Here is a 20130-nt window from a genome sequence, read left to right on the forward strand (position 1 = left end):
GTGGTGCCGTGCTGCCGGCGTCGGGCTTGTGGCCGCTGTTCCGGCTGTCGCGTGGTCTGTCGTGGCCGTCGAACGGGCCCCCGTCGGCCCACGGGTGCTCGTCGATCGGGCCGTCCGCCGGGTCGGGTCAGTCGGTGGCGGGGGAGGTGCCCGTTGCCGCCGCCTCCATCAGCACCCGCCCGTCATGCGCGCCGGCCGCGGCCGCAGCTGCGGCCGCGGCCGGCGTCACGGCTTCGGTTGCCGTCCCCGCCTCCGCCTCCGCCTCGCTCGGGAGGAACTGCTCCACGACTCTGACGAACATCTCCCGCCGGTCGGCGGGGACGCCCAGCAGGTCGGCGACCTCCTCCAGGGTCGGCCGTCGGCCGAACTCCGCGCTCGGGGTGGGAGACGCCAAGTAGTCGTGGGGATCGGCGAGTTCCTCGGCGGTCAGCCGGCCGGAGCGGATGAGCATGTCGCGGACCGGCACGCCCAGCACGCGGGCGAGCCGGCGGGTGGTCTCGAGGTCCGGCATGCTCTGGCGCTGCAACAGGCGGGTGACGGCGGCGCGGTGGACGCCCGCCTCGTCCGCGATCCGGGACTTCCCGCCGCCGCGCGGGCTGTCGATGTCGTAGCCGCGGTCGCGCATCAGGTCTTCGACCCAAGCCGCGAACGCGTCCAGATCCTGGCTGGTCATCTGTGTGCTCGCTTCCTTCGGAGGCGACAAAGTTTAGCTTGCTTGCGCGCACGGAATTACGTGCTCTCGTGCAAGCACTTAGGAAAAGTAGTGCGATTTGCGGAGGTCTGGTGGGGGCGGGTGCGCGGTTGGCGCGAAGGGTGCGGCTCGGACGCGGTAGGTGATCCAAAGTTATTGCGAGCGCGCACGCAATCTGTACTCTGGGGGGCGTTGTCCGCAGCACGGCTCGTTCTTCGACCCCGTCAGGGAGGCTCCATGTCCGTTCCCGACTCCTCGTGCCCACCGGCTCGCCCACGTCCTTCCCAGCCCCGTACACCGGGAGCGCGCGTCTCCGACACCGTGGCCTGGCGGTCCGCGGCCGCCTGCGCCGGACTGCCCCCGCGCGTGATTTTTTCCAAGAAGGCCAAGGAGGCCGCCCCCGCGCTGCGCGCCTGCGCCGGCTGCACGGTGCGCCGCGCCTGTGAGGAGGCGGTGGCACCGGCGGAGAACTGGTTCGACGGCGTCTGCGGAGGCCGCCTGTGGCGCTCCGGCCGCCCGGTCGCCGTACCGTCCCAGCCCGTGCCCGTGCCCGTGCCCGTGCCCGTGCCCGTGCCCTCGTCCCGCCCCGCGCCCCCGCTCCTGCCGACGTCCGCGACCTCCTCCGCCCTGCCGTCCGCGACTTCTTCTGTCCGGCCGTTGTCGACGTCCTCCGCCCGGCCGTTGTCGGTGTCCGTGACGCCGGCCGTCCCGGCGTTTCCGACGCCCGCGGCCCCGGCCGCCGCGCCCGCACTCAGGGGAGGCCTCCTTGGCTGACAACCGCCCGGCCGCCGGTGGAACGCCCCCGAGGCACCCCGCCGACGCCGACCACGCCAAGGACCACCCGCACGATCCACGCCTCACGGACTCCCGTCCCGGCCTCCCGGATGCCTTTTCCGGCCTCCCGGATTCCTCTCCCGGTCTCCCGGATTCCTCTCCCGGTCTCGCGGACTCCCGTCCTGGCTTTCCGGCCCCCCGATCCCGCCACCCGGAACGGCACCCCGCCGATGCCCGCCCCCACCCGGACCCGCGCCCGGCCGACGCCCGCGGTACTCGTCCGAGCCCCGTCGACGCCCGCGGTACTCGTCCGAGCCCCGCCGAGGCCCGCGCCGCCCATCCGCGCCCCGCCGATCCCCACCCCGCCGCCACCACCCAGACCGCCCTCTGGATCACCCAGCTCCTCCAGCAACTCCCCGAACTCGCCGCCGAGCTCGTCCCCGGCCGTACCGCTCCCGCCCACCGCCCGGCGACGGCGCCGGCCCCCGCCGACCTCGCCGACCGTCTCCGCGCGGAGCGCGAGGAGGCGCTGCTCCTCCAGCAGCAGCACGGACTCGTCGCCCCCGGCCACAGCGCGGCGCCCCTCCGGCTGCACATCTCGGACGCCCTCCGTGACATCTCCGACGGCGTGGTGGAACTGGAGGAAGCCGTACGGGACCGCCTCGGCCTGCCTCGCGCACGCCGCGCACCCGTGCCGGAGCGGCTGCGACGGATCGCCGCCCTCCTCGACGGCATCGGCGCCGACCCCGTCCTGGCCGCGCACGTGCGCGACGAGACCCGGCGGATGGCGCGCCGCTGCGCCCGTGCGCTGGGGGACACCGAGACCGTCGTCCGGGTGTCCGGGCGGTGCCCCTGGTGCGACTCGGTGTCGCTGCGGGCCTTCCCCGACCGCGGCGCCGTCCTGTGCATCAACCCGGCCTGCCGCTGCCCCGAGCCGGACTGCGGTTGTCACGACGATCCCGCCTACCGGCACACCTGGGACGAGAACGAGTGGGAGGCGGCGGCCCGGTGAGCGGCACGCGGAACAAAAACCCTGAACGGTCCGGACAGCCCACCCTGATCCCCGGCCCCCTGGCCGCCCAGGAGGTCGGCGTCGCCCCCGCCACCATCCGCAAGTGGGTGCAACTGGGCCACCTGAGACCGGCCGGCAAGGTGGGCCGGGCGCAGCTCTTCCGGCTGGAGGACGTCTTCGCCGCCGAACGCGCGGCCCGGGGCACGGCGAGACGCGTGCGGTGAGACGCGTGCGGTGAGAACGCCCGAGTGCCCGAACGCCCGTTCGTGCCGGAGCGGAATCGGTGGTTCGCGCGGGGGAACCATCGCGAGGCCCGGAGCGTAGGGGAATGATGGAGGCATTCAAGCCGTCCGGGGGAGGTGCCCGTGTCGTACCCGTCGCCATGGCAGCCGTGGCAGCCGTGGCAGCAGGCGCAGAGCAGTCCGGTCATGCTCGCGTCCCACGCGGATCGCGAGCGCGCCGTCGACGTGCTCAGAGCGGGGTTCGCCGAGGGGCGCCTCCAGCAGGCCGAGTTCGACCGGCGGGTGGCGCGGGCGTACGAGGCACGCACGGTCGGCGAGCTGTCCCTGCTGGTCGCCGACCTGCCGCAGGGTCCGGTGGCGATACAGCCCGCCGCCCCGCCGGTCCAGGCGTACCAGGCGTACCCCCCGGTGCCGCGGACGTTCCTGCCCGCACCGCCCCCGCCCACCAACGGCAAGGCGGTCGGCGCCATGGTCTGCGGTGTCCTCACCACGATGACGATGGGCGTCACCGGCATCCCCGCGGTGATCCTCGGGCACTCCGCCCGCGCCGAGATCCGCCGGACCGGCGAGGGCGGTGACGGCTTCGCCCTGGCCGGCCTCGTCCTGGGCTGGCTGTCGATCGCGGGCTGGGCGGTGTTCCTGGTGATCCTGTTCCTGGCGGCGGTCACCTCCCCCTGACCGCCGCACGCACCCCACGGCCCCGCCGGCCCGTACCTCACCGCCCGGCGCCGGCCCGCGGGCCGCCCGCCCTACGGAATCCCCAACTCGAACATCACGTAGTGCGCGTACCACCCCGACGCCACCGCCGCCGTCGAGAAGAACACGGCCAGGCTCGGCCACTTCAGCCGGCCCATCGCCGCCGCCGGGGCCAGCAGCAACGGGAAGCAGGGCAGCAGGTAGCGCGGGGTGTTGCCGAACATCTGCTGGGTGCCCAGCACGGTGACGATGCTCGCCAGCGTGTACGCGACCAGCACCAGCGGCGGCTTCCTGCGCAGCATCAGCGCGACCAGGAAGGGCAGCGCCAGCACCACCTGTACGGCGATGAGGTCGGGGACGGAGAAGGCGAACAGGTAGTCGTGCCGGCCGACGGCCGTGTCGCCCAGGACGTCGAGCGTGTAGGCGCCGAAGTCGAAGTAGTGCGCCCACCCCTCGCGCTGGAGCGTGAAGTACGCGGTCAGGTCCCCCATGCTCAGGCCGACCCAGGCGACGTAGGTGAGCAGGCCGAGCGGCGCGACGACCATGGCGTACACCGGCCCCACCACCCCGTGCTCGCGTCTGCCCTCCCGCCGGGCCAGCGTCACCAGCGCGGCGAGCCCGACCGCGCCGATGAGCGCGGCGGAGGTGGGCCGGTTCAGGCCGGCGACCAAGGCGAGCAGGCCGGCCGTCTCCCAGCGGTGCCGCATCACGCAGTAGCAGCACCAGGCCGCTATCGCCACGAACAGGGACTCCGAGTACACCGCCCACTCGACGCCCGCACCGGGCGCCACGGCCCACAGCCCGGCGGCGATCGTCCCCGCGCGGGCGCCCGCGAGGAGCGAGACGACGGCGTAGATCCCGGCGGCCGCGACGAACGAGGCGATGACGGAGACCAGGATCCCGGACCCGAACAGGCCGAGCCCCGTCACCTCCGACACCCCCCGTATCAGGCCCGGGTAGAGCGGGAAGAACGCGACGGAGTTCTGCTTGACGGTGAACAGGCCGCCGGGGTCGAGCGGCTCCAGCGGGCGCGGGTCGTAGCCCTTCTCGGCGACCTGGAGGTACCACCAGCCGTCCCAGGTGGAGAGGACGTCCCACCAGTGGGCGCCGCCGCCGAACCGCGGCTCCTTCTTCCGGTAGTCCCCGGCGGCCTCCAGCAGGACCGCGAAGACGGTCAGCCCGACGAGCTTGGTGACGCCGTAGAGGACCAGCGGGGCGAGGTACGGTCGTACACCGGCCGGCAGGGTGGGGCGGCGTACGTTCCGCGGCCGCGTCTTCCGCTCGTCGGGCACGGCGGGGTCCGCCGCGGCGCCGCTGGAAGCCGTGCTCATGAGTGTGGACCCCCCTCGGCCCCGGTCACCGGACCCCCGAGGAGGGGCGTTGTCCGGATGATCGCGACGTGTCAGTCATAAGATCGCAACAGACTCGCACATGCGCGCCACAGGTTGGGGGAGGGGCGGTGGCTGAAGCAGTGGATTCCCCGGACAGGACGGCCGGACCGACCGTCTTGTCGGTCGTCATACCCGTGTACAACGAGGAAGAGGTCCTTCCCGCGCTGGTCAGCCGGTTGCGCCCGGTCCTCGCCGACCTCGGTGTCGACTACGAGGTGGTCGCCGTCGACGACGGCAGCACCGACCGCACCGCCGAACTGCTCGCGGCCTTCCGGCTCGGCTGGCCGCAACTGCGCGTGATCGGCCTGCGCCGCAACTCCGGCCACCAGGCCGCCCTCACCGCCGGTCTGGACCGCGCGCTCGGCGCGTACGTGGTCAGTCTCGACGCCGATCTCCAGGACCCGCCCGAGAAGATCCCCGACATGCTCGCCCTGGCCCGCGGCGAGGGCCTCGACATCGTCTACGGCATCCGGACCGACCGCACCAGCGACACCGGGTTCAAGCGGTGGACGGCCGGCCTGTACTACCGCCTCGTCCGCCGCCTCGCCGGGCCCTCGGTCCCCGCCCAGGCGGGCGACTTCCGGCTGCTCAGCCGGGCCGCCGTCGACGCGCTGAAGTCCCTGCCGGACCAGCAGCGCGTCTACCGCCTGCTGGTGCCGTGGCTCGGCTTCCCCAGCGGCCGCGTCACCTACGAACGCGCCCCGCGCCCGGCGGGCCGCAGCAAGTACCCCCTGGGCCGGATGATCCGGCTCGCGCTCGACAGCGTCACCGGCTTCTCGGCGGCCCCCCTGCGCCTCGCCACCTGGCTGGGCGGCTTCGCCTTCCTGGTCTGCCTGGGGCTGATGGTCTACACCCTCGGCGCCCACGCCTTCGACCACACCGTCCCCGGCTGGACCTCCCTCTTCACCGGGGTCCTGTTCATCGGCGCCGTCCAGCTGATCTGCGTGGGCCTGCTCGGCGAGTACGTCGGCCGCATCTACACCGCCGTACAGAACCGACCGACGTACTTCGTGGGCCACGACACGGCGATGCCCTCCGCCGGCGAAAGGGAGACACTGCCGACGCCGACGCTGCCGACGCCAGCGGCACAGGCGGCACAGGCGGCATCGGCGGCACGGGCGGCATCGGCGTCATCGGCGTCATCTGTGCCATCCGTGGCACAGGCGGCATCGGCGGCGCATGAAAGCACACTCGGCGGCTGACGTCCCTCCCGACACGCGCCCGACCCGCCGTGAAACGGCGCTCGGCCGGTCGGCGGACCTTCCGTCCGCCGTCCGTCCGCCGTCCGTCCGCCGGTCCGCCGTGCTCGGGGCGGTCACCGGCGCCTCCGAGAACCCGCAGCTCACGCGGCCCGCCGCGCACGGTCCGCCGGGGGCGTCGCTTTTGTTTTGACCGGAGAGATTGCGCTGGGTACGCTCAGACCTTGTGCCTGGGGTGTGCCCTGGCCCTCGTGCGTGCCTTCGACCGCACCGGGGCCGCGAGTGGCCACTGTGATCCGCGCCTCTTTCTGCCTCGCGGCGGAAGTCCGCGGGATTCGACACACCCGACCGCGTGGGTCGGCGAAGTTCCAGGTTAGCTGTACAAATCGGCACACAGAAACCGGAGAAGTAGTGCCTACGATCCAGCAGCTGGTCCGTAAGGGCCGGCAGGACAAGGTCGAGAAGAACAAGACGCCCGCACTCGAGGGCTCCCCTCAGCGCCGCGGCGTCTGCACGCGTGTGTTCACGACCACCCCGAAGAAGCCGAACTCGGCCCTGCGTAAGGTCGCGCGTGTGCGTCTGACCAGCGGGATCGAGGTCACCGCTTACATTCCGGGTGAGGGACACAACCTGCAGGAGCACTCCATCGTGCTCGTGCGTGGTGGCCGTGTGAAGGACCTGCCGGGTGTTCGCTACAAGATCATCCGCGGTTCGCTTGACACCCAGGGTGTGAAGAACCGCAAGCAGGCCCGCAGCCGCTACGGCGCCAAGAAGGAGAAGTAAGAATGCCTCGTAAGGGCCCCGCCCCGAAGCGCCCGGTCATCATCGACCCGGTCTACGGTTCTCCTCTTGTCACGTCGCTCATCAACAAGGTGCTGCTGAACGGCAAGCGCTCCACCGCCGAGCGCATCGTCTACGGCGCCATGGAGGGCCTGCGCGAGAAGACCGGCAACGACCCGGTCATCACGCTGAAGCGCGCTCTCGAGAACATCAAGCCGACCATCGAGGTCAAGTCCCGCCGTGTCGGTGGCGCGACCTACCAGGTCCCGGTCGAGGTCAAGCCCGGCCGCGCGAGCACCCTGGCGCTGCGCTGGCTCGTCGGCTACTCCCGCGCCCGTCGCGAGAAGACCATGACCGAGCGCCTGCTCAACGAGCTTCTCGACGCGTCCAACGGCCTCGGTGCCGCTGTGAAGAAGCGCGAGGACACGCACAAGATGGCCGAGTCCAACAAGGCCTTCGCGCACTACCGCTGGTAGTCGCTACCCACATCGAGACCGAGAGAAGACTGAAGCCTTATGGCTACCACTTCACTTGACCTGGCCAAGGTCCGCAACATCGGGATCATGGCCCACATCGACGCGGGCAAGACGACCACCACCGAGCGGATCCTGTTCTACACCGGTGTGTCTTACAAGATCGGTGAGGTCCACGACGGCGCTGCCACCATGGACTGGATGGAGCAGGAGCAGGAGCGTGGCATCACGATCACCTCTGCTGCCACCACCTGTCACTGGCCGCTGGCCGACGTCGATCACACGATCAACATCATCGACACCCCGGGTCACGTCGACTTCACCGTCGAGGTGGAGCGTTCCCTGCGGGTGCTCGACGGTGCCGTGACGGTGTTCGACGGCGTAGCCGGCGTCGAGCCCCAGTCCGAGACGGTGTGGCGTCAGGCGGACCGCTACGGCGTCCCGCGTATCTGCTTCGTGAACAAGCTCGACCGCACCGGCGCCGAGTTCCACCGCTGCGTCGACATGATCAGCGACCGCCTGGGCGCGCAGCCGCTCGTCATGCAGCTGCCGATCGGTGCCGAGGCCGACTTCAAGGGCGTCGTCGACCTCGTCACGATGAAGGCGTTCGTCTGGTCCGCCGAGGCGACCAAGGGCGAGATGTACGACATCGTCGACATCCCGGACACCCACACCGAGGCTGCCGAGGAGTACCGCGGCAAGCTGATCGAGGCCGTGGCCGAGAACGACGAAGAGATCATGGAGCTGTACCTGGAGGGCGAGGAGCCCTCCGTGGAGCAGCTGTACGCCGCGATCCGTCGCATCACCATCGCGTCCGGCAAGTCCACGGACACCACGGTCACCCCGGTGTTCTGCGGCACCGCGTTCAAGAACAAGGGCGTCCAGCCCCTGCTCGACGCGGTCGTGCGCTACCTGCCCTCCCCGCTCGACGTCGAGGCCATCGAGGGCCACGACGTCAAGGACCCGGAGACGGTCGTCAAGCGCAAGCCGTCCGACGACGAGCCGCTGTCGGCGCTGGCGTTCAAGATCATGAGCGACCCGCACCTCGGCAAGCTCACCTTCGTCCGCGTGTACTCCGGCCGCCTGGAGTCCGGCACCGCCGTGCTGAACTCCGTCAAGGGCAAGAAGGAGCGCATCGGCAAGATCTACCGCATGCACGCGAACAAGCGTGAGGAGATCGACGCGGTGGGCGCCGGCGACATCGTCGCCGTCATGGGTCTGAAGCAGACCACGACCGGTGAGACGCTGTGCGACGACAAGCAGCCGGTGATCCTGGAGTCCATGGACTTCCCGGCGCCGGTCATCCAGGTCGCCATCGAGCCCAAGTCCAAGGGCGACCAGGAGAAGCTGGGCATCGCGATCCAGCGCCTGGCCGAGGAGGACCCGTCGTTCCAGGTCCACTCGGACGAGGAGACCGGCCAGACCATCATCGGTGGTATGGGCGAGCTGCACCTCGAGGTGCTGGTCGACCGTATGCGCCGTGAGTTCAAGGTCGAGGCCAACGTCGGCAAGCCGCAGGTCGCCTACCGCGAGACCATCCGCAAGGCGGTCGACCGGGTCGACTACACGCACAAGAAGCAGACTGGTGGTACCGGCCAGTTCGCCAAGGTGCAGATCGCGATCGAGCCGATCGAGGGCGGCGACGCCTCGTACGAGTTCGTGAACAAGGTGACCGGTGGCCGTATCCCGAAGGAGTACATCCCTTCGGTGGACGCCGGTGCGCAGGAGGCCATGCAGTTCGGCATCCTCGCCGGTTACGAGATGACCGGTGTGCGCGTCACCCTGCTCGACGGCGCCTACCACGAGGTCGACTCCTCCGAGCTCGCGTTCAAGATCGCCGGTTCGCAGGCCTTCAAGGAGGCCGCGCGCAAGGCCAGCCCCGTGCTGCTCGAGCCGATGATGGCCGTCGAGGTCACCACGCCCGAGGACTACATGGGCGAGGTCATCGGCGACATCAACTCCCGCCGTGGCCAGATCCAGGCCATGGAGGAGCGGGCGGGTGCCCGCGTCGTGAAGGGCCTCGTGCCCCTGTCGGAGATGTTCGGCTACGTCGGCGACCTCCGTAGCAAGACCTCGGGTCGCGCAAGCTACTCGATGCAGTTCGACTCCTACGCCGAGGTTCCGCGGAACGTCGCCGAGGAGATCATCGCGAAGGCCAAGGGCGAGTAACGCACTCCGTGCGCACGCCGTAGGCTTGACACCGGAGCCTCCCGGGCCATTCCTCCGCATTCGTGGCGGCATGGCCCGAGGCCCGGGACCCAACAGCAAAGATCACCTGGCGCCGATGAACCAAGGCGTACAGAACCACTCCACAGGAGGACCCCAGTGGCGAAGGCGAAGTTCGAGCGGACTAAGCCGCACGTCAACATCGGCACCATCGGTCACATCGACCACGGTAAGACGACCCTCACGGCCGCCATTACCAAGGTGCTGCACGACAAGTACCCGGACCTGAACGAGGCCTCGGCCTTCGACCAGATCGACAAGGCTCCTGAGGAGCGTCAGCGCGGTATCACCATCTCCATCGCGCACGTCGAGTACCAGACGGAGGCGCGTCACTACGCCCACGTCGACTGCCCGGGTCACGCGGACTACATCAAGAACATGATCACCGGTGCCGCGCAGATGGACGGCGCGATCCTCGTGGTCGCCGCCACCGACGGCCCGATGCCGCAGACCAAGGAGCACGTGCTCCTGGCCCGCCAGGTCGGCGTTCCGTACATCGTCGTCGCCCTGAACAAGGCCGACATGGTGGACGACGAGGAGATCCTGGAGCTCGTCGAGCTCGAGGTCCGTGAGCTCCTCTCCGAGTACGAGTTCCCGGGCGACGACGTCCCGGTCGTCAAGGTCTCGGCGCTCAAGGCGCTCGAGGGCGACGCCGAGTGGGGCAAGTCCGTCCTGGACCTGATGGACGCCGTCGACTCCGCCATCCCGGAGCCGGAGCGCGACGTCGACAAGCCGTTCCTCATGCCGATCGAGGACGTCTTCACGATCACCGGTCGCGGTACGGTCGTCACCGGCCGTATCGAGCGTGGTGTCCTGAAGGTCAACGAGACCGTCGACATCATCGGCATCAAGACCGAGAAGACCACCACCACGGTCACCGGTATCGAGATGTTCCGCAAGCTGCTCGACGAGGGCCAGGCCGGTGAGAACGTCGGTCTGCTGCTCCGCGGCATCAAGCGCGAGGACGTCGAGCGCGGCCAGGTCATCATCAAGCCGGGCTCGGTCACCCCGCACACCGAGTTCGAGGCGCAGGCCTACATCCTGTCCAAGGACGAGGGTGGCCGCCACACGCCGTTCTTCAACAACTACCGCCCGCAGTTCTACTTCCGTACGACGGACGTGACCGGCGTCGTGACCCTCCCCGAGGGCACCGAGATGGTCATGCCGGGTGACAACACCGAGATGAAGGTGGAGCTCATCCAGCCCATCGCCATGGAAGAGGGCCTGAAGTTCGCCATCCGTGAGGGTGGTCGCACCGTGGGCGCCGGCCAGGTCACCAAGATCAACAAGTAAGTCTGTCGATCTGACCTGGTAGCTCCAGCAGCGAGCTCCTGAGAGGGCCCGTACGACTCCGGTCGTACGGGCCCTTTCGTGTGTCCGCGCCGGACCCGGCCGGCCGGTCGCCCGGTGCTCCCGGGCGAAGGCGTCCCGTCCCCCCTCCTGTCACCGCTCCTGTGTCACCTCCTGTGTCACCGCTCCTGCTCGGCCACCGTCGGCTGCGGGCCGATCGCCATGCACCCGAGGACCACGGCCCGCACGACGAGGCCTCCGAGCAGGGCACTGAGGAAGCCGTCGACATGGACACCGCTGCCGAGTTCGGAGCTGATCCAGGAGACGAGCAGCCAGACCAGGGTGTCCTGGAGGAAGCCGATCACGGCGAGGATCCCCACCATCGCGAGGGAGGCGCCGGGGCCCCGGACGGCGTTGGGGTAGCTGTAGATCAGCTGGTTCACGACGAGGAACACGGCGCCGGGCAGGAGCAGTTCCCAGGGAAGGTCGTCGAGGACGGGCGTGAGGCCGGGGAGGGCGACGGTGGCGACGCCCACGCCGAGGAAGGTGCCGAGAACGCGTCTTCGCTTGTACATGAGCCCGATCATCAGCCCGCGCCGCCGTCAAGTGAAGCCCCGAGAAACGGACTTGGACGCTCCGGCGAGCGTTGCGGCAACTTCGCCGGGCGCCCGAGGGGAATGTCCCTCTGCGTTCCCTGTGCGGTGGTTGTGACCGTCGTAGTCTCCCCGGGATGACTGGCCCGACCCTCCCCCCTCTCGCCGCACGGCCGGAGCGCCGCCCCGCCCCCGCCCGGCGCCGGGAGCGGGCGTCCCGCCTCCACGCCCTCGACGGCATACGCCTGCTCGCCGCGCTGATGGTCGCGCTCCACCACTACGCCGGCACCCGGCGCGCCGACCGGCCGGGCAATCCGATCTGGGGCCGCCCGGTCTCCGAGATCATGCCGACGGTGTTCCACGTCGCCTCCTACGGCTGGATCGGCGTGGAGGTCTTCTTCGTCGTCAGCGGCTTCGTCATCTGCATGTCCTGCTGGGGCCGCACGCCGAGGCAGTTCTTCGTCTCCCGCGTGATCCGCCTCTACCCCGCCTACTGGTTCGCGGTGCTGTTCACGACGGGTGTGCTGGCGGCGTGGCCGGGTGTGTGGGAGCGCGTGCGCTGGCGTGACGTCCTGCTCAACCTGACGATGCTCCAGTCGGGCTCGGGCGTGCGGAACGTGGACGGCGTGTACTGGACCCTCTGGTCCGAGCTCCGCTTCTACCTGCTCTTCCTGGCCGTGGTCGCCACCGGGCTGACGTACCGCAAGGTCGTGCTGTTCTGCTGTGTGTGGGGCGCGGCGGCGATGCTCGCGCCGGCGGCGGACCTGCCGCTGCTGGAACTGGCCGCCGACCCCGACGGCGCCTGGTACTTCATCGCCGGCCTGGCCCTCTACCTGATGCACCGCTTCGGCCCGGACCTGCTGCTGTGGGGCATCCTCGGCATGTCGTGGCTGATGGCCCAGCGGGAACTGGGCCTGCGGATCGACGAGGTCGAGCGGGTGTCCGGGTGGCGGGGCGCGGTGCTGATCTACACCGTGTTCCTGGGGATCATGGTCGCGGTGGCCCTGGGCCGGACGGACCGGATCCGCGGGCGGTGGCTGGTGACGGCGGGTAGCCTGACGTATCCCCTGTACCTGACGCACTACGCGGCCGGTACGACGGTGATCAACCGGCTGCGGGACGAGCTGGACGCACGGCTGCTGGTGGCGCTGGTGCTGGCCGGCTTCCTGGTACTGAGCCTGCTGGTGCACCGGTGCGTGGAGCGCCCGCTGGCGCGGGTGGTGAAGCGGGGGCTGGAGACGTCGTTCGCGCGGACGCGGGGCGCGGAGTAGGGCGTGCGGGAGCGGCGGTTGTCAGCCTGTTCCCTTCGCGAACCGGCGCCGAGAGGGTGGGGGGAGAGGCAGTCATGGCACGACCGGCCGTGCGGCGGCGCCTGTGGGACCGGGTCACCGGCACCGCGCGTCCCGACGGCGGTGTCGTGCGGCTGCCCGCCCGGGAGGTCAAGGCCGCACTGCTCGCGCTCAACGGCCCGGACGCGCCGTTCCGCGTCCGCAACGCCCTCCCCGCCGAGAAGGCGGACCTGGTGGCGGAGTAGCGGGTCCCCGAACTGGACCTGACCCTCAGGACCCGCATGCGCTTCGTCCCCGGTAAGTGTGAGGTCCTCACCCTCGACGAGCGGTGGGACAGGTCGCCCGAGCACGGAGGCGGGCGGTACGGCCGCGGGCCGTCGACCGCGGTGTCCCGCCGGTGGACCTACGAGCGACGGCCGCCGCCGCAGGGTCGAGACGTTCCGCTTCGACTCGCGGGACATGAGGAGGCCCTTGCTGGGGGCGGTGCTCGGCGCGGGGTGGACGTGGCGGGGGGTGCTGGTCAGGTGGTGACTGGGCAGGGCGTAGCCGTGGCAGACGGGCCGGTCCGCGCCTTCTGCGGTCCGCGGGACCGGGCGTGAGCGAGAGTGGGCCGCCGGGCCGGCCCTTCGCGGTCCCGGAGGAGCAGGTGGCGCGCCCGGTGTTCGCGGCGCTCGGCGGGATCGTGGAGATCGGGGCCGTGGTGGCGACCGGCACGTGGAGCGTGACCGCTGCGTCGGTGGGCGATCTGGTCCACGGACGCGGTGATGAGGTGCGGCGGCTGCTGGACCTCGTGCGGGACATCGGCGGGTTCACCCCGGCGGCGATGGGCCTCGCCGACGCGCTGGGGTACCTGCGGGACCACCCGGTGACGGTGGAGTGGCTGCTGCTCTGGTCCCGGGGAATCGAGGGCGTACCGGACCCGGTCGAGGAGCTGGAGCGGCCGGACGTGGTACGGCGGATGTGCCGCGCCGGAGCCGATCTCCAGCTCGCCGAGCTGGTACAGGCGCTGGTCACCGCCGCCCTCGTCAAGGCGGGGGGCGAGGCGGACGTACGACAGGACGCGGAGCGCGTCGCCGAGGTGCTGGCGATCGCCGTGCGGCTCGTGGGGCAGAGCACGCCGGCTGCCGCCTTCCGTACCTGGCGGGTGATGTTCCTGCCGGACATCGTGCGGCCCGGCTCGAACGCGCCCGAGGCCGGGAAGGCGGGCTTCCGGGCGTTCGCCCGCGTGCTCGACGGGGTCCTGGAGCCGGATCAGGCCGCCGGGCCGGTGCCGCTCGGAGCGGAAACCGGTGCGGTCACTCCTCTCCGAAGATCGCTTCGGTCGTCGGAGAGGTGATGGCCCGGGACAGCCACGTGCGGAGGGTATCCGTGTCGTGGCATTCGGTGATGCGGCGGCGGGCGTCGTCGGGGATGTGGAGGCCGCGCTGTTCGAGGATGAGGAGGAGCGCGTCCGCCCGGCCCTCCGCCCGGCCCTCCGCCCGGCCCTCGTCTCGGATTTCTTCGGAGAGGTAGGACTTGTAGAAGGAGAGGTCCACGGCCACCGGATTCTCCAGGGGTGTTCGGCCGGGCGGTCGCCCGGCCCATGCGCGGTGAGTCGACGATGGGGCCGGGCGGCCGGTGGTCTGCGGGTGGGCCGAAGCGGCGATGGGGCCTATTCGTTGCCGAAGACGTCGTCGATGGTCGGGGCGGTGATGGCCCGGGACAGCCACGTGTGGAGGGTATCCGTGTCGTGGCATTCGGTGATGCGGCGGCGGGCGTCGTCGGGGATGTGGAGGCCGCGCTGTTCGAGGATGAGGAGGAGAGCGTCTGCCCGGCCCTCCGTCCGGCCTTCGTCTCGGATTTCTTCGCTGAGGTAGGACTTGTAGAAGGAGAGGTCCACGGCCACCAGATTCCTCCAGAGGTTCTTGGCCGGGCGGTTGCCCAGCCCCTGTGCGGTGAGTTCGACGATGGGGTCCGCGATGTCTTCGGGCATGTCCCTCAGCGCTGTGGACAGGGCTTTCAGTATGGCACCGATGTCCGGGTCACCGGCGTGTGTGATGGCCGAGAGGGTGGCGAGGGCGAGGTCGGCGCGGGCCTCGTCCGGATCGGTGATCACCGGCATGTTGTGGGGACCGGCGACCACGGGGCGCAGTGTGAGGGTGGGCAACTGAGCCGGGCCGCTGCTGAACGGCTGCTCGGCCCAGAGCGCTGTGGCCCGGTCCTGGCACACGACCATGAGGGCGGTGGGCAGCCGGTACTTGGTCCAGAGGTAGGAGGTGTAGTACGCCCAGCTCGCGGGCTTGACGGGGTCCTTCTTCCCCTGGGCCTCGATGGCGAGGAGGAAGGCGTCCCGCTCCGCGGACTCCAGCCGCAGCAGCGTGTCCACGCGGCGCTCGACGGGGCTGGTCTCGGTGAGATCGGTGGGCATGACCGTCACCTTGAGGGGGGCTGGGACGGGGAACCCCAGGACCTGCGAGACCCGGCTGAAGAGCCCGGGGTCGTGCCGGAAGATGTGGTGCATCGCCTCGTGGGACGCGCTGACCATAGGATTCCTCGCTGTTCCAGACGGTGAAGGCTTCCGCTCGGCAGGCGCGGCAGAGGCCAGGCGCCGGGTTCGGGCGAGTGGATCCGGCCGCTGGAGAGGTCTCGCCTTCGGGGAAGCGCGGGGCGAGCATATGGCGGTGAACCGGGGCAAGATCCAGCCGAGTGGGTGATGATCACTCTTCCGGGTGACGGGCCGCGCCGGGGAGGAAGGCAAGGCCGGATCGGTGCTCGCCCCTTCAGCGCAGGGTCGGGACCTCGCCGCCCTCGGCCCTCGTCAGGGTGACCCCGGTCAGGCCGCGCAGGCGGCGTTCGGCGATGGCCGCGAGGTGGTCGGCGGGTGGTGGGGTGGGGCCCAGGCCGATGGCGTAGCGGGTCGGGGCCGTGGTGAAGGGGCGGGGCCAGGCGTGGCAGGTGGGGGCCGTCTCCGCGAGGTCGGTGACCAGGGCCCGCATCCTGCCCCGTACCCGGCCCTCGTCCGCGTCCGGTCCCACCGTCAGGACCGCCCAGGCCGCGTGGCGGCGGTGGAGCGGGGGAGGGGCCAGCAGCTCGGACCAGAGCTCGGGCCAGGGAGGGCACGGGGATCGGCCCGTGGACGTGTCCAGCACCTCCCAGGCGCGGAACAGCTCCTCGGTGACGAGGTCGCGCATGCCCGGCGTGACCTGGTCCGTGCAGGGGCGCACCGGCGCTGACGGCGTCGTGATGGTGACGGGGAGCGCCGTCCGGGCCGTGCCGCCCACGGGAGTGTGCCAGTCCCAGGCCGCCCATGTCGCGAAGAAGTGCCGCAGCAGTTCGTCCGGGGGCAGGTCACCGGACTCGCTCGCCGTGCGGGCGGCCAGCACCGACCAGGCCAGGCCCGGCACGCCCCCGAACGGCGCCGAGTCCAGGCCCCGTGCCTTCGCCCATGCCTTGACCTGTCTGGCCAGTCGGACGAAGGCCGGTCCGTGGGCGCCCGCCGAGGCGAGCACCGCGTCGGCGTCGCTCACCGCGCTCAGCGCGACCGCCGCCGACTCGCCCAGCTCGGCCCGGCGGCCCACCGCCTCGGCCGGGTCCATCGGGCCGGTGGCGACGACGACGAGGTCCACGTCCAGCCCGTCCAGCCGCAACCGCAGGCCGGGGACACGGGCCCCGACCACCTCCCGCACGTCCCTCACGTCGGGGAGCGCCTTCATCAACCCCGCTCGTACGGAGGAGAGTTCGACGACGCCGGGCAGTGCGGACACCAGGTCCAGGTCCGCACCGGGCAGCGCGCAGCCCATGCGCCGGGAGCCGACGACGTGGACGACACCGCGGGGGAGCGCCTCCGCGATCCGGCCGGCGATCCGGCCGGCGGCCGGGTCGGCGATCTGGTCGGTGATCCGGTCGGCCATCGGGGCGGCCGGCAGGTCGGCCGCAAAGGTGTCGGCGGCGCCCGACCCGTACCCCGGCTCCTCCTCCCTCCAGCTCACCTCCCCCGTCCCCAGCCGCACCGTCCCCCGCACCCGCATCGGCTCGTCCCCGCGCCGGGACAGCAGCGCCAGCTCTCCGACCCTGACCGGCATCGGGGTGAGCCGGGCCGCGCAGGCGGCGGCCAGGGTGTTCGGGTCGGTGGTGCGGCCCAGGCTGAGGTGGGGGGTGAAGCCCCCGTGGCGGCCACGGCAGCTGGGGAAGTGGCGCCGGAGGGTGCGGTGGAGCTCCGTCCACGGCTCCTCGCCGGCGGCCGCCGGGTCGAGCCAGACCGTGGCGTCGTCCCGATGGCCGAACCAGTGCACGCCCTCCAGCCGGGCGTCGAAGAAGGGGACCGGGGCGGCCGTGACCGCCGTCGCGAGAACGGAGGCCGCCTGCTCGAAGGCATGCTCCGGGACGAAGCCGAAGAGCAGGTTCACATGCGGGGGCCAGCGGTGGATCTGCGGGTCGTGGTCCCGGCGGATGTCCTGGAGCGGCGGCCACAGCTCCTCGGGCGGGATCCACGCCAGTGCCGTACGGGGCGTCGGCCGGGCGTCGAGACGGTCGAGGGCCTCGGCCGCCGGGGACTTTGGTGCCCGCGTCGTCACCTCGGCCCGCACCCCGTAGTGGTCCGAGAGGTACAGCCCCTCCGCCGTCGGCGCGGCCCCGCACAGTTCCGCCCGCCGCACCCGCAGGCCCTCGCCCCGCAGCAGCACCCGGTCCAGCCGTGACGCCCGGCCGGTCAGGGACGAGACCGCGGCCAGCGGGTTGGTACCCGGGTCGAAGGTCGGGGTCGCGTCGTCGGCGCCGTGCGCCTCGCTCCACGCGTCCCGCATGCCCAGCGTCAGCTGCGGTGTGTGACCGCCGTCGTTGAAGTCGCCCAGCAGGAGCAGATCGGCGTCCGGAGCGGCCAGCCCCTCGGCGAGGGCGGTCAGTTCGGCGGCGCGCCGGCCGGCGCCGTCGTCGGAGTGGTCGCTGCTCAGATGCGTCGCCGCGACGACGAGGGGACGCGGGCCCGCCTCCACGACCAGGGCCGTCACCGCCTTGTGCGGGCCCAGCACGTGGAACGCCGCCTCGCGGACGGGCAGCCGGCTCAGGAGCAGCAGGCCGTACGCGTCCACGTCCCGCCCCCGCGGGTCCGTCGCCAGCGTCCACCCCGCCCGCACCCACGGCTCGCGCAGCAGCGGGCCGAGGAGCTCCGCCTCGACCTCCTGCAACGCGATCACGTCCACGTCGGCGTCGCGCAGCGCCCGCAGCAGCAGCGGCCTGCGCCGGGCGCTGTCGATACGCTCGGCGTCGTACCGGTCCCAGAGGGTGTTCCAGGTCAGCACCCGCACCTCGCCGGAGCCGGGCGCGGCGGTCCCGCGCGGGCGCGGTACGGGCGTCCAGTCCTCGCCGTCCCACGCGTGGGGCGAGCGGGCCGTGAAGAACGGGGCACGCAACAGCCGGGCCTCGCGCACCCGGCCGGCCTCGGTCGCGTCGATCCGGTCCACCCCCGTGGCCCGGTCCCACACCAGCTCGCCGTCCGCCTCGAAGAAGAGCACCCGGTGCCACGGGATCTCACCGCCCGGGACGAACGCGGGCAGCGGCACGCGCTCGGGGGCTGCTCCGCGCTGGAGCACGCCCAGCACGAAGCGGGCCGGGTCGAAACGCGCGTCCCAGCGCACCCGGTGATAGATCTCCTCGCTCGTCCGCACCGTTCCTCGCCCTCTCGCCCGTACCTCTTGTTCAAGCCTCCACCGGAGACCTCCACCGGAGACCTCCGCCCGAGACCTCTTCCTGCGGCCTCTTCCTCAGACCGCTTCCTCAGACCTCTTCCTCCACGGACCCGCTCGCCCCGATGTACCAGGTGCGGTGCGCGTCTCCCGGATACGGCGGGCCGAAGCGGCGCAGCTGGGCGGCGAGCACGTCCGGCGGCACCGGGTGCGCGCGGCGGGCGTTGCGCCGTACCAGCTCGTGCTCGTCGACCAGGACCACGGCGTGGGTGGTCAGGGCGTCACGGCGGCGGGCGACCGCGTGCACGAGCGAGCGCTGCTGCCTGTTCAGGGAGGTGGCGTCCCACACGACGGTCCCGCCGGAGGCCAGCGCGCCGTCCAGCCGGTCGAGCCCCTCGCGCAGCACGTCCGCGTTGGCCCGCTGGTCGGCGCGCGCCCCGCGTGCCTCGCGCAGGTCGTCCAGACAGACGTACGCGTCCACGCCCGGCAGCCGCCGGGCGAAGGTGCTCTTGCCGCTGCCGGCCGGGCCGGCCAGGTGGACCAGCTTCGGGAAGGCGCCGGACCGCAGGCGCCAGGTCGCGGCGACGGCCTCGGCGGGACCGCCGATCCGCCCGTCGGCGTACGCCTCCCGTGCCTCGGCCCGGCACCGGACGGCGACGTCGGCGGGCAGTTCCCGGAACGCCTCCCGCAGCGCGTCCTCGTCCAGGGTGACGACGTCCTCGGCGTGCAGCGCCGACCACTCCGTCTGTTCGCGCGCCTCGTCCGTGTCCGCGGTGGCCCGGGCGACGGCGTGCAGCAGACCGAGGTCGGCGGCGTACGACAGCCGCACCAGACCGGACCGCCGGTCCTCGTCCGGGTACGGCCGGTGCAGCGCCGGGTGCAGCCCCACGAGGTCGGCGACCCGGCGCGCGAGCGGCATGCCCACCACCCCGGCGAGCCGCGCCGCGATCCGTGCCCGCCGGCCACCGTGCAGCAGGGCGGCCAGGACGCCGGCGAGCCGGTCGTCCCCCGACCGCTGGGCCGGGTCGAAGCGGGCGACGGCGTCCGGATCCCCCTCGCCGGGCAGCCCGACGGCCTCCGCCAGCGCCGCCGGCTCGACGGTCGCGCCCGAGCGCACGGCCCACAGCGCGGACCGCTGGCCGAGCCCGTTGGCGACGACGGCCGTGTGCATCCAGTGGGTGTCCGTCCGCACGTGCCCGGCCCGCACCCACTTGGCCACCCGCGCCCCGAACTCCCGCGCGTCGAACCCGTCCGCGACCCGGACGACGTACCCCTCCTGCCGTTCGAGGTCCAGCCGCAGGGCGCGCAGGGCCCGCTCGTCGAACACGCCCCGCCACAGCACCCGCGGCACGGGCACCCCGAGCCCGCCCAGGAAGGCCACCGTCCGGTCCCAGTCCAGGCAGCGGCCGCGGTCGTCCCACACCGAGAAGCCGTAGAAGTAGCCGTCCAGGGCGTCGTACGCGATCGAGTGGCGGGCGTACAGGTTCTCGCCGCACACCCGCCAGCCCTCGGGGACGGCGGGGCCGATGCGGGCCTGGAGCGCCTTGACCCAGGTGCGCGAGGGGTGGTGGGCCGAGTCGAGGGAGCGGGCGTGCAGGCCGTCGGCGTACAGGGTGGTGTTCTCGCCGTCGAGCTTCTCGGTGACGACGACCTCACGGCCGCGCAGACCGGACAGGTCGGTGACCCGCAGGTCGTCGGCGCTCGCACCGGGCGACCAGGGCAGATGCCGGGTCCGCGGATAGTGCGTACGCATGGTGAAACGCTCCCCGTGCCGGCCGACGTACCTGGTCAGCGTAGGAGCGCGAGGCGGGGCC

Annotated in this window: 19 protein-coding genes; 12 read left to right on the forward strand and 7 right to left on the reverse strand. The window is 71.9% G+C overall.

The genetic code is table 11. The features are described 5' to 3' along the window. Positions 1 to 127 precede the first annotated feature (127 nt). The gene (locus ACIP67_RS13370) at positions 128 to 673 is read right to left on the reverse strand and encodes a helix-turn-helix domain-containing protein (protein ID WP_401691386.1); all 546 of its coding nucleotides are present in this window, start codon (positions 671 to 673) and stop codon (positions 128 to 130) included. Between the two features lie 384 nt (positions 674 to 1057). Here ACIP67_RS13370 and ACIP67_RS13375 point away from each other — a divergent pair, with 384 nt between their 5' ends. The 4 genes from ACIP67_RS13375 to ACIP67_RS13390 all read left to right on the forward strand — a co-directional run bounded on the left by ACIP67_RS13375 (position 1058) and on the right by ACIP67_RS13390 (position 3397). Then, entirely contained in the window at positions 1058 to 1465 is a 408-nt protein-coding gene (locus ACIP67_RS13375; RefSeq protein ID WP_401691388.1) for a hypothetical protein, read from the forward strand. Beyond that, positions 1458 to 2477, forward strand: coding sequence for a hypothetical protein (locus ACIP67_RS13380; RefSeq protein ID WP_401691390.1), 1020 nt, complete (start codon positions 1458 to 1460; stop codon positions 2475 to 2477). Before ACIP67_RS13375 ends, ACIP67_RS13380 begins: the two co-directional genes overlap by 8 nt. After that, entirely contained in the window at positions 2474 to 2701 is a 228-nt protein-coding gene (locus ACIP67_RS13385) for a hypothetical protein (RefSeq protein WP_401691392.1), read from the forward strand. The genes ACIP67_RS13380 and ACIP67_RS13385 overlap by 4 nt, the downstream gene beginning before the upstream one ends. Before the next feature lie 141 nt (positions 2702 to 2842). After that, positions 2843 to 3397, forward strand: coding sequence for a DUF1707 and DUF4190 domain-containing protein (locus ACIP67_RS13390; protein WP_401691394.1), 555 nt, complete (start codon positions 2843 to 2845; stop codon positions 3395 to 3397). 71 nt (positions 3398 to 3468) lie between these two features. Here ACIP67_RS13390 and ACIP67_RS13395 read toward each other — a convergent pair whose 3' ends face one another. Further along, positions 3469 to 4746 (reverse strand): hypothetical protein, encoded by a 1278-nt coding sequence (locus tag ACIP67_RS13395; protein WP_401691396.1) that lies wholly within the window; start codon positions 4744 to 4746, stop codon positions 3469 to 3471. Positions 4747 to 4874: 128 nt separating this feature from the next. Between ACIP67_RS13395 and ACIP67_RS13400 the strand changes: the two genes are divergently transcribed. The 5 genes from ACIP67_RS13400 (at position 4875) to tuf (ending at position 10777) form a co-directional block, all read left to right on the forward strand. Further along, entirely contained in the window at positions 4875 to 6008 is a 1134-nt protein-coding gene (locus ACIP67_RS13400) for a glycosyltransferase family 2 protein (RefSeq protein ID WP_401691398.1), read from the forward strand. A 408-nt stretch (positions 6009 to 6416) separates the two neighbouring features. Further along, the gene (rpsL, locus tag ACIP67_RS13405; protein WP_003948652.1) at positions 6417 to 6788 is read left to right on the forward strand and encodes a 30S ribosomal protein S12; all 372 of its coding nucleotides are present in this window, start codon (positions 6417 to 6419) and stop codon (positions 6786 to 6788) included. A gap of 2 nt (positions 6789 to 6790) precedes the next feature. Then, positions 6791 to 7261, forward strand: a complete 471-nt coding sequence (gene rpsG / locus ACIP67_RS13410) for a 30S ribosomal protein S7 (protein WP_030788318.1) — start codon at positions 6791 to 6793, stop codon at positions 7259 to 7261. Positions 7262 to 7300: 39 nt separating this feature from the next. Then, positions 7301 to 9427, forward strand: coding sequence for an elongation factor G (gene fusA, locus ACIP67_RS13415; RefSeq protein ID WP_385066672.1), 2127 nt, complete (start codon positions 7301 to 7303; stop codon positions 9425 to 9427). Positions 9428 to 9583: 156 nt separating this feature from the next. Continuing rightward, the gene (tuf, locus tag ACIP67_RS13420; protein ID WP_389513285.1) at positions 9584 to 10777 is read left to right on the forward strand and encodes an elongation factor Tu; all 1194 of its coding nucleotides are present in this window, start codon (positions 9584 to 9586) and stop codon (positions 10775 to 10777) included. 176 nt (positions 10778 to 10953) lie between these two features. Here tuf and ACIP67_RS13425 read toward each other — a convergent pair whose 3' ends face one another. Continuing rightward, positions 10954 to 11349, reverse strand: coding sequence for a hypothetical protein (locus ACIP67_RS13425; RefSeq protein ID WP_401691401.1), 396 nt, complete (start codon positions 11347 to 11349; stop codon positions 10954 to 10956). 155 nt (positions 11350 to 11504) lie between these two features. Between ACIP67_RS13425 and ACIP67_RS13430 the strand changes: the two genes are divergently transcribed. The 3 genes from ACIP67_RS13430 to ACIP67_RS13440 all read left to right on the forward strand — a co-directional run bounded on the left by ACIP67_RS13430 (position 11505) and on the right by ACIP67_RS13440 (position 13992). Continuing rightward, complete coding sequence (locus tag ACIP67_RS13430; RefSeq protein ID WP_401691403.1) at positions 11505 to 12638, forward strand: acyltransferase family protein; 1134 nt, start codon at positions 11505 to 11507, stop codon at positions 12636 to 12638. A gap of 74 nt (positions 12639 to 12712) precedes the next feature. After that, positions 12713 to 12901: a hypothetical protein gene (locus ACIP67_RS13435; protein ID WP_401691405.1), complete on the forward strand. Its 189-nt coding sequence runs from the start codon at positions 12713 to 12715 to the stop codon at positions 12899 to 12901. A 350-nt stretch (positions 12902 to 13251) separates the two neighbouring features. Continuing rightward, positions 13252 to 13992, forward strand: a complete 741-nt coding sequence (locus tag ACIP67_RS13440; RefSeq protein ID WP_401691407.1) for a hypothetical protein — start codon at positions 13252 to 13254, stop codon at positions 13990 to 13992. On the opposite strand, the gene ACIP67_RS13445 is transcribed toward ACIP67_RS13440, so the two are convergent. The 4 genes from ACIP67_RS13445 to ACIP67_RS13460 all read right to left on the reverse strand — a co-directional run bounded on the left by ACIP67_RS13445 (position 13952) and on the right by ACIP67_RS13460 (position 20069). Continuing rightward, complete coding sequence (locus ACIP67_RS13445; protein ID WP_401691409.1) at positions 13952 to 14197, reverse strand: hypothetical protein; 246 nt, start codon at positions 14195 to 14197, stop codon at positions 13952 to 13954. The two genes, ACIP67_RS13440 and ACIP67_RS13445, sit on opposite strands and share 41 nt — an antisense overlap. Before the next feature lie 110 nt (positions 14198 to 14307). Continuing rightward, entirely contained in the window at positions 14308 to 15180 is an 873-nt protein-coding gene (locus ACIP67_RS13450; protein ID WP_401691411.1) for a hypothetical protein, read from the reverse strand. Positions 15181 to 15415: 235 nt separating this feature from the next. Further along, a complete protein-coding gene (locus ACIP67_RS13455; protein ID WP_401691413.1) occupies positions 15416 to 18298 on the reverse strand; it encodes a poly(A) polymerase in 2883 nt (960 codons plus the stop codon). Positions 18299 to 18407: 109 nt separating this feature from the next. Then, positions 18408 to 20069, reverse strand: coding sequence for an RNA ligase family protein (locus ACIP67_RS13460; protein WP_401691415.1), 1662 nt, complete (start codon positions 20067 to 20069; stop codon positions 18408 to 18410). Positions 20070 to 20130 lie beyond the last annotated feature (61 nt).

The sequence above is a fragment of the Streptomyces sp. NPDC088812 genome (assembly GCF_044750285.1).
Taxonomy (GTDB): Bacteria; Actinomycetota; Actinomycetes; order Streptomycetales; family Streptomycetaceae; genus Streptomyces.

Bases quoted from the DNA above. Each gene is read 5' to 3' on its own strand.
- fusA (WP_385066672.1), top strand. From the start codon at position 7,301: ATGGCTACCACTTCACTTGACCTGGCCAAGGTCCGCAACATCGGGATC.
- ACIP67_RS13450 (WP_401691411.1), bottom strand. From the start codon at position 15,180: ATGGTCAGCGCGTCCCACGAGGCGATGCACCACATCTTCCGGCACGAC.
- ACIP67_RS13460 (WP_401691415.1), bottom strand. From the start codon at position 20,069: ATGCGTACGCACTATCCGCGGACCCGGCATCTGCCCTGGTCGCCCGGT.
- ACIP67_RS13430 (WP_401691403.1), top strand. From the start codon at position 11,505: ATGACTGGCCCGACCCTCCCCCCTCTCGCCGCACGGCCGGAGCGCCGC.
- ACIP67_RS13425 (WP_401691401.1), bottom strand. From the start codon at position 11,349: ATGTACAAGCGAAGACGCGTTCTCGGCACCTTCCTCGGCGTGGGCGTC.
- ACIP67_RS13370 (WP_401691386.1), bottom strand. From the start codon at position 673: ATGACCAGCCAGGATCTGGACGCGTTCGCGGCTTGGGTCGAAGACCTG.
- rpsG (WP_030788318.1), top strand. From the start codon at position 6,791: ATGCCTCGTAAGGGCCCCGCCCCGAAGCGCCCGGTCATCATCGACCCG.
- ACIP67_RS13435 (WP_401691405.1), top strand. From the start codon at position 12,713: ATGGCACGACCGGCCGTGCGGCGGCGCCTGTGGGACCGGGTCACCGGC.
- ACIP67_RS13395 (WP_401691396.1), bottom strand. From the start codon at position 4,746: ATGAGCACGGCTTCCAGCGGCGCCGCGGCGGACCCCGCCGTGCCCGAC.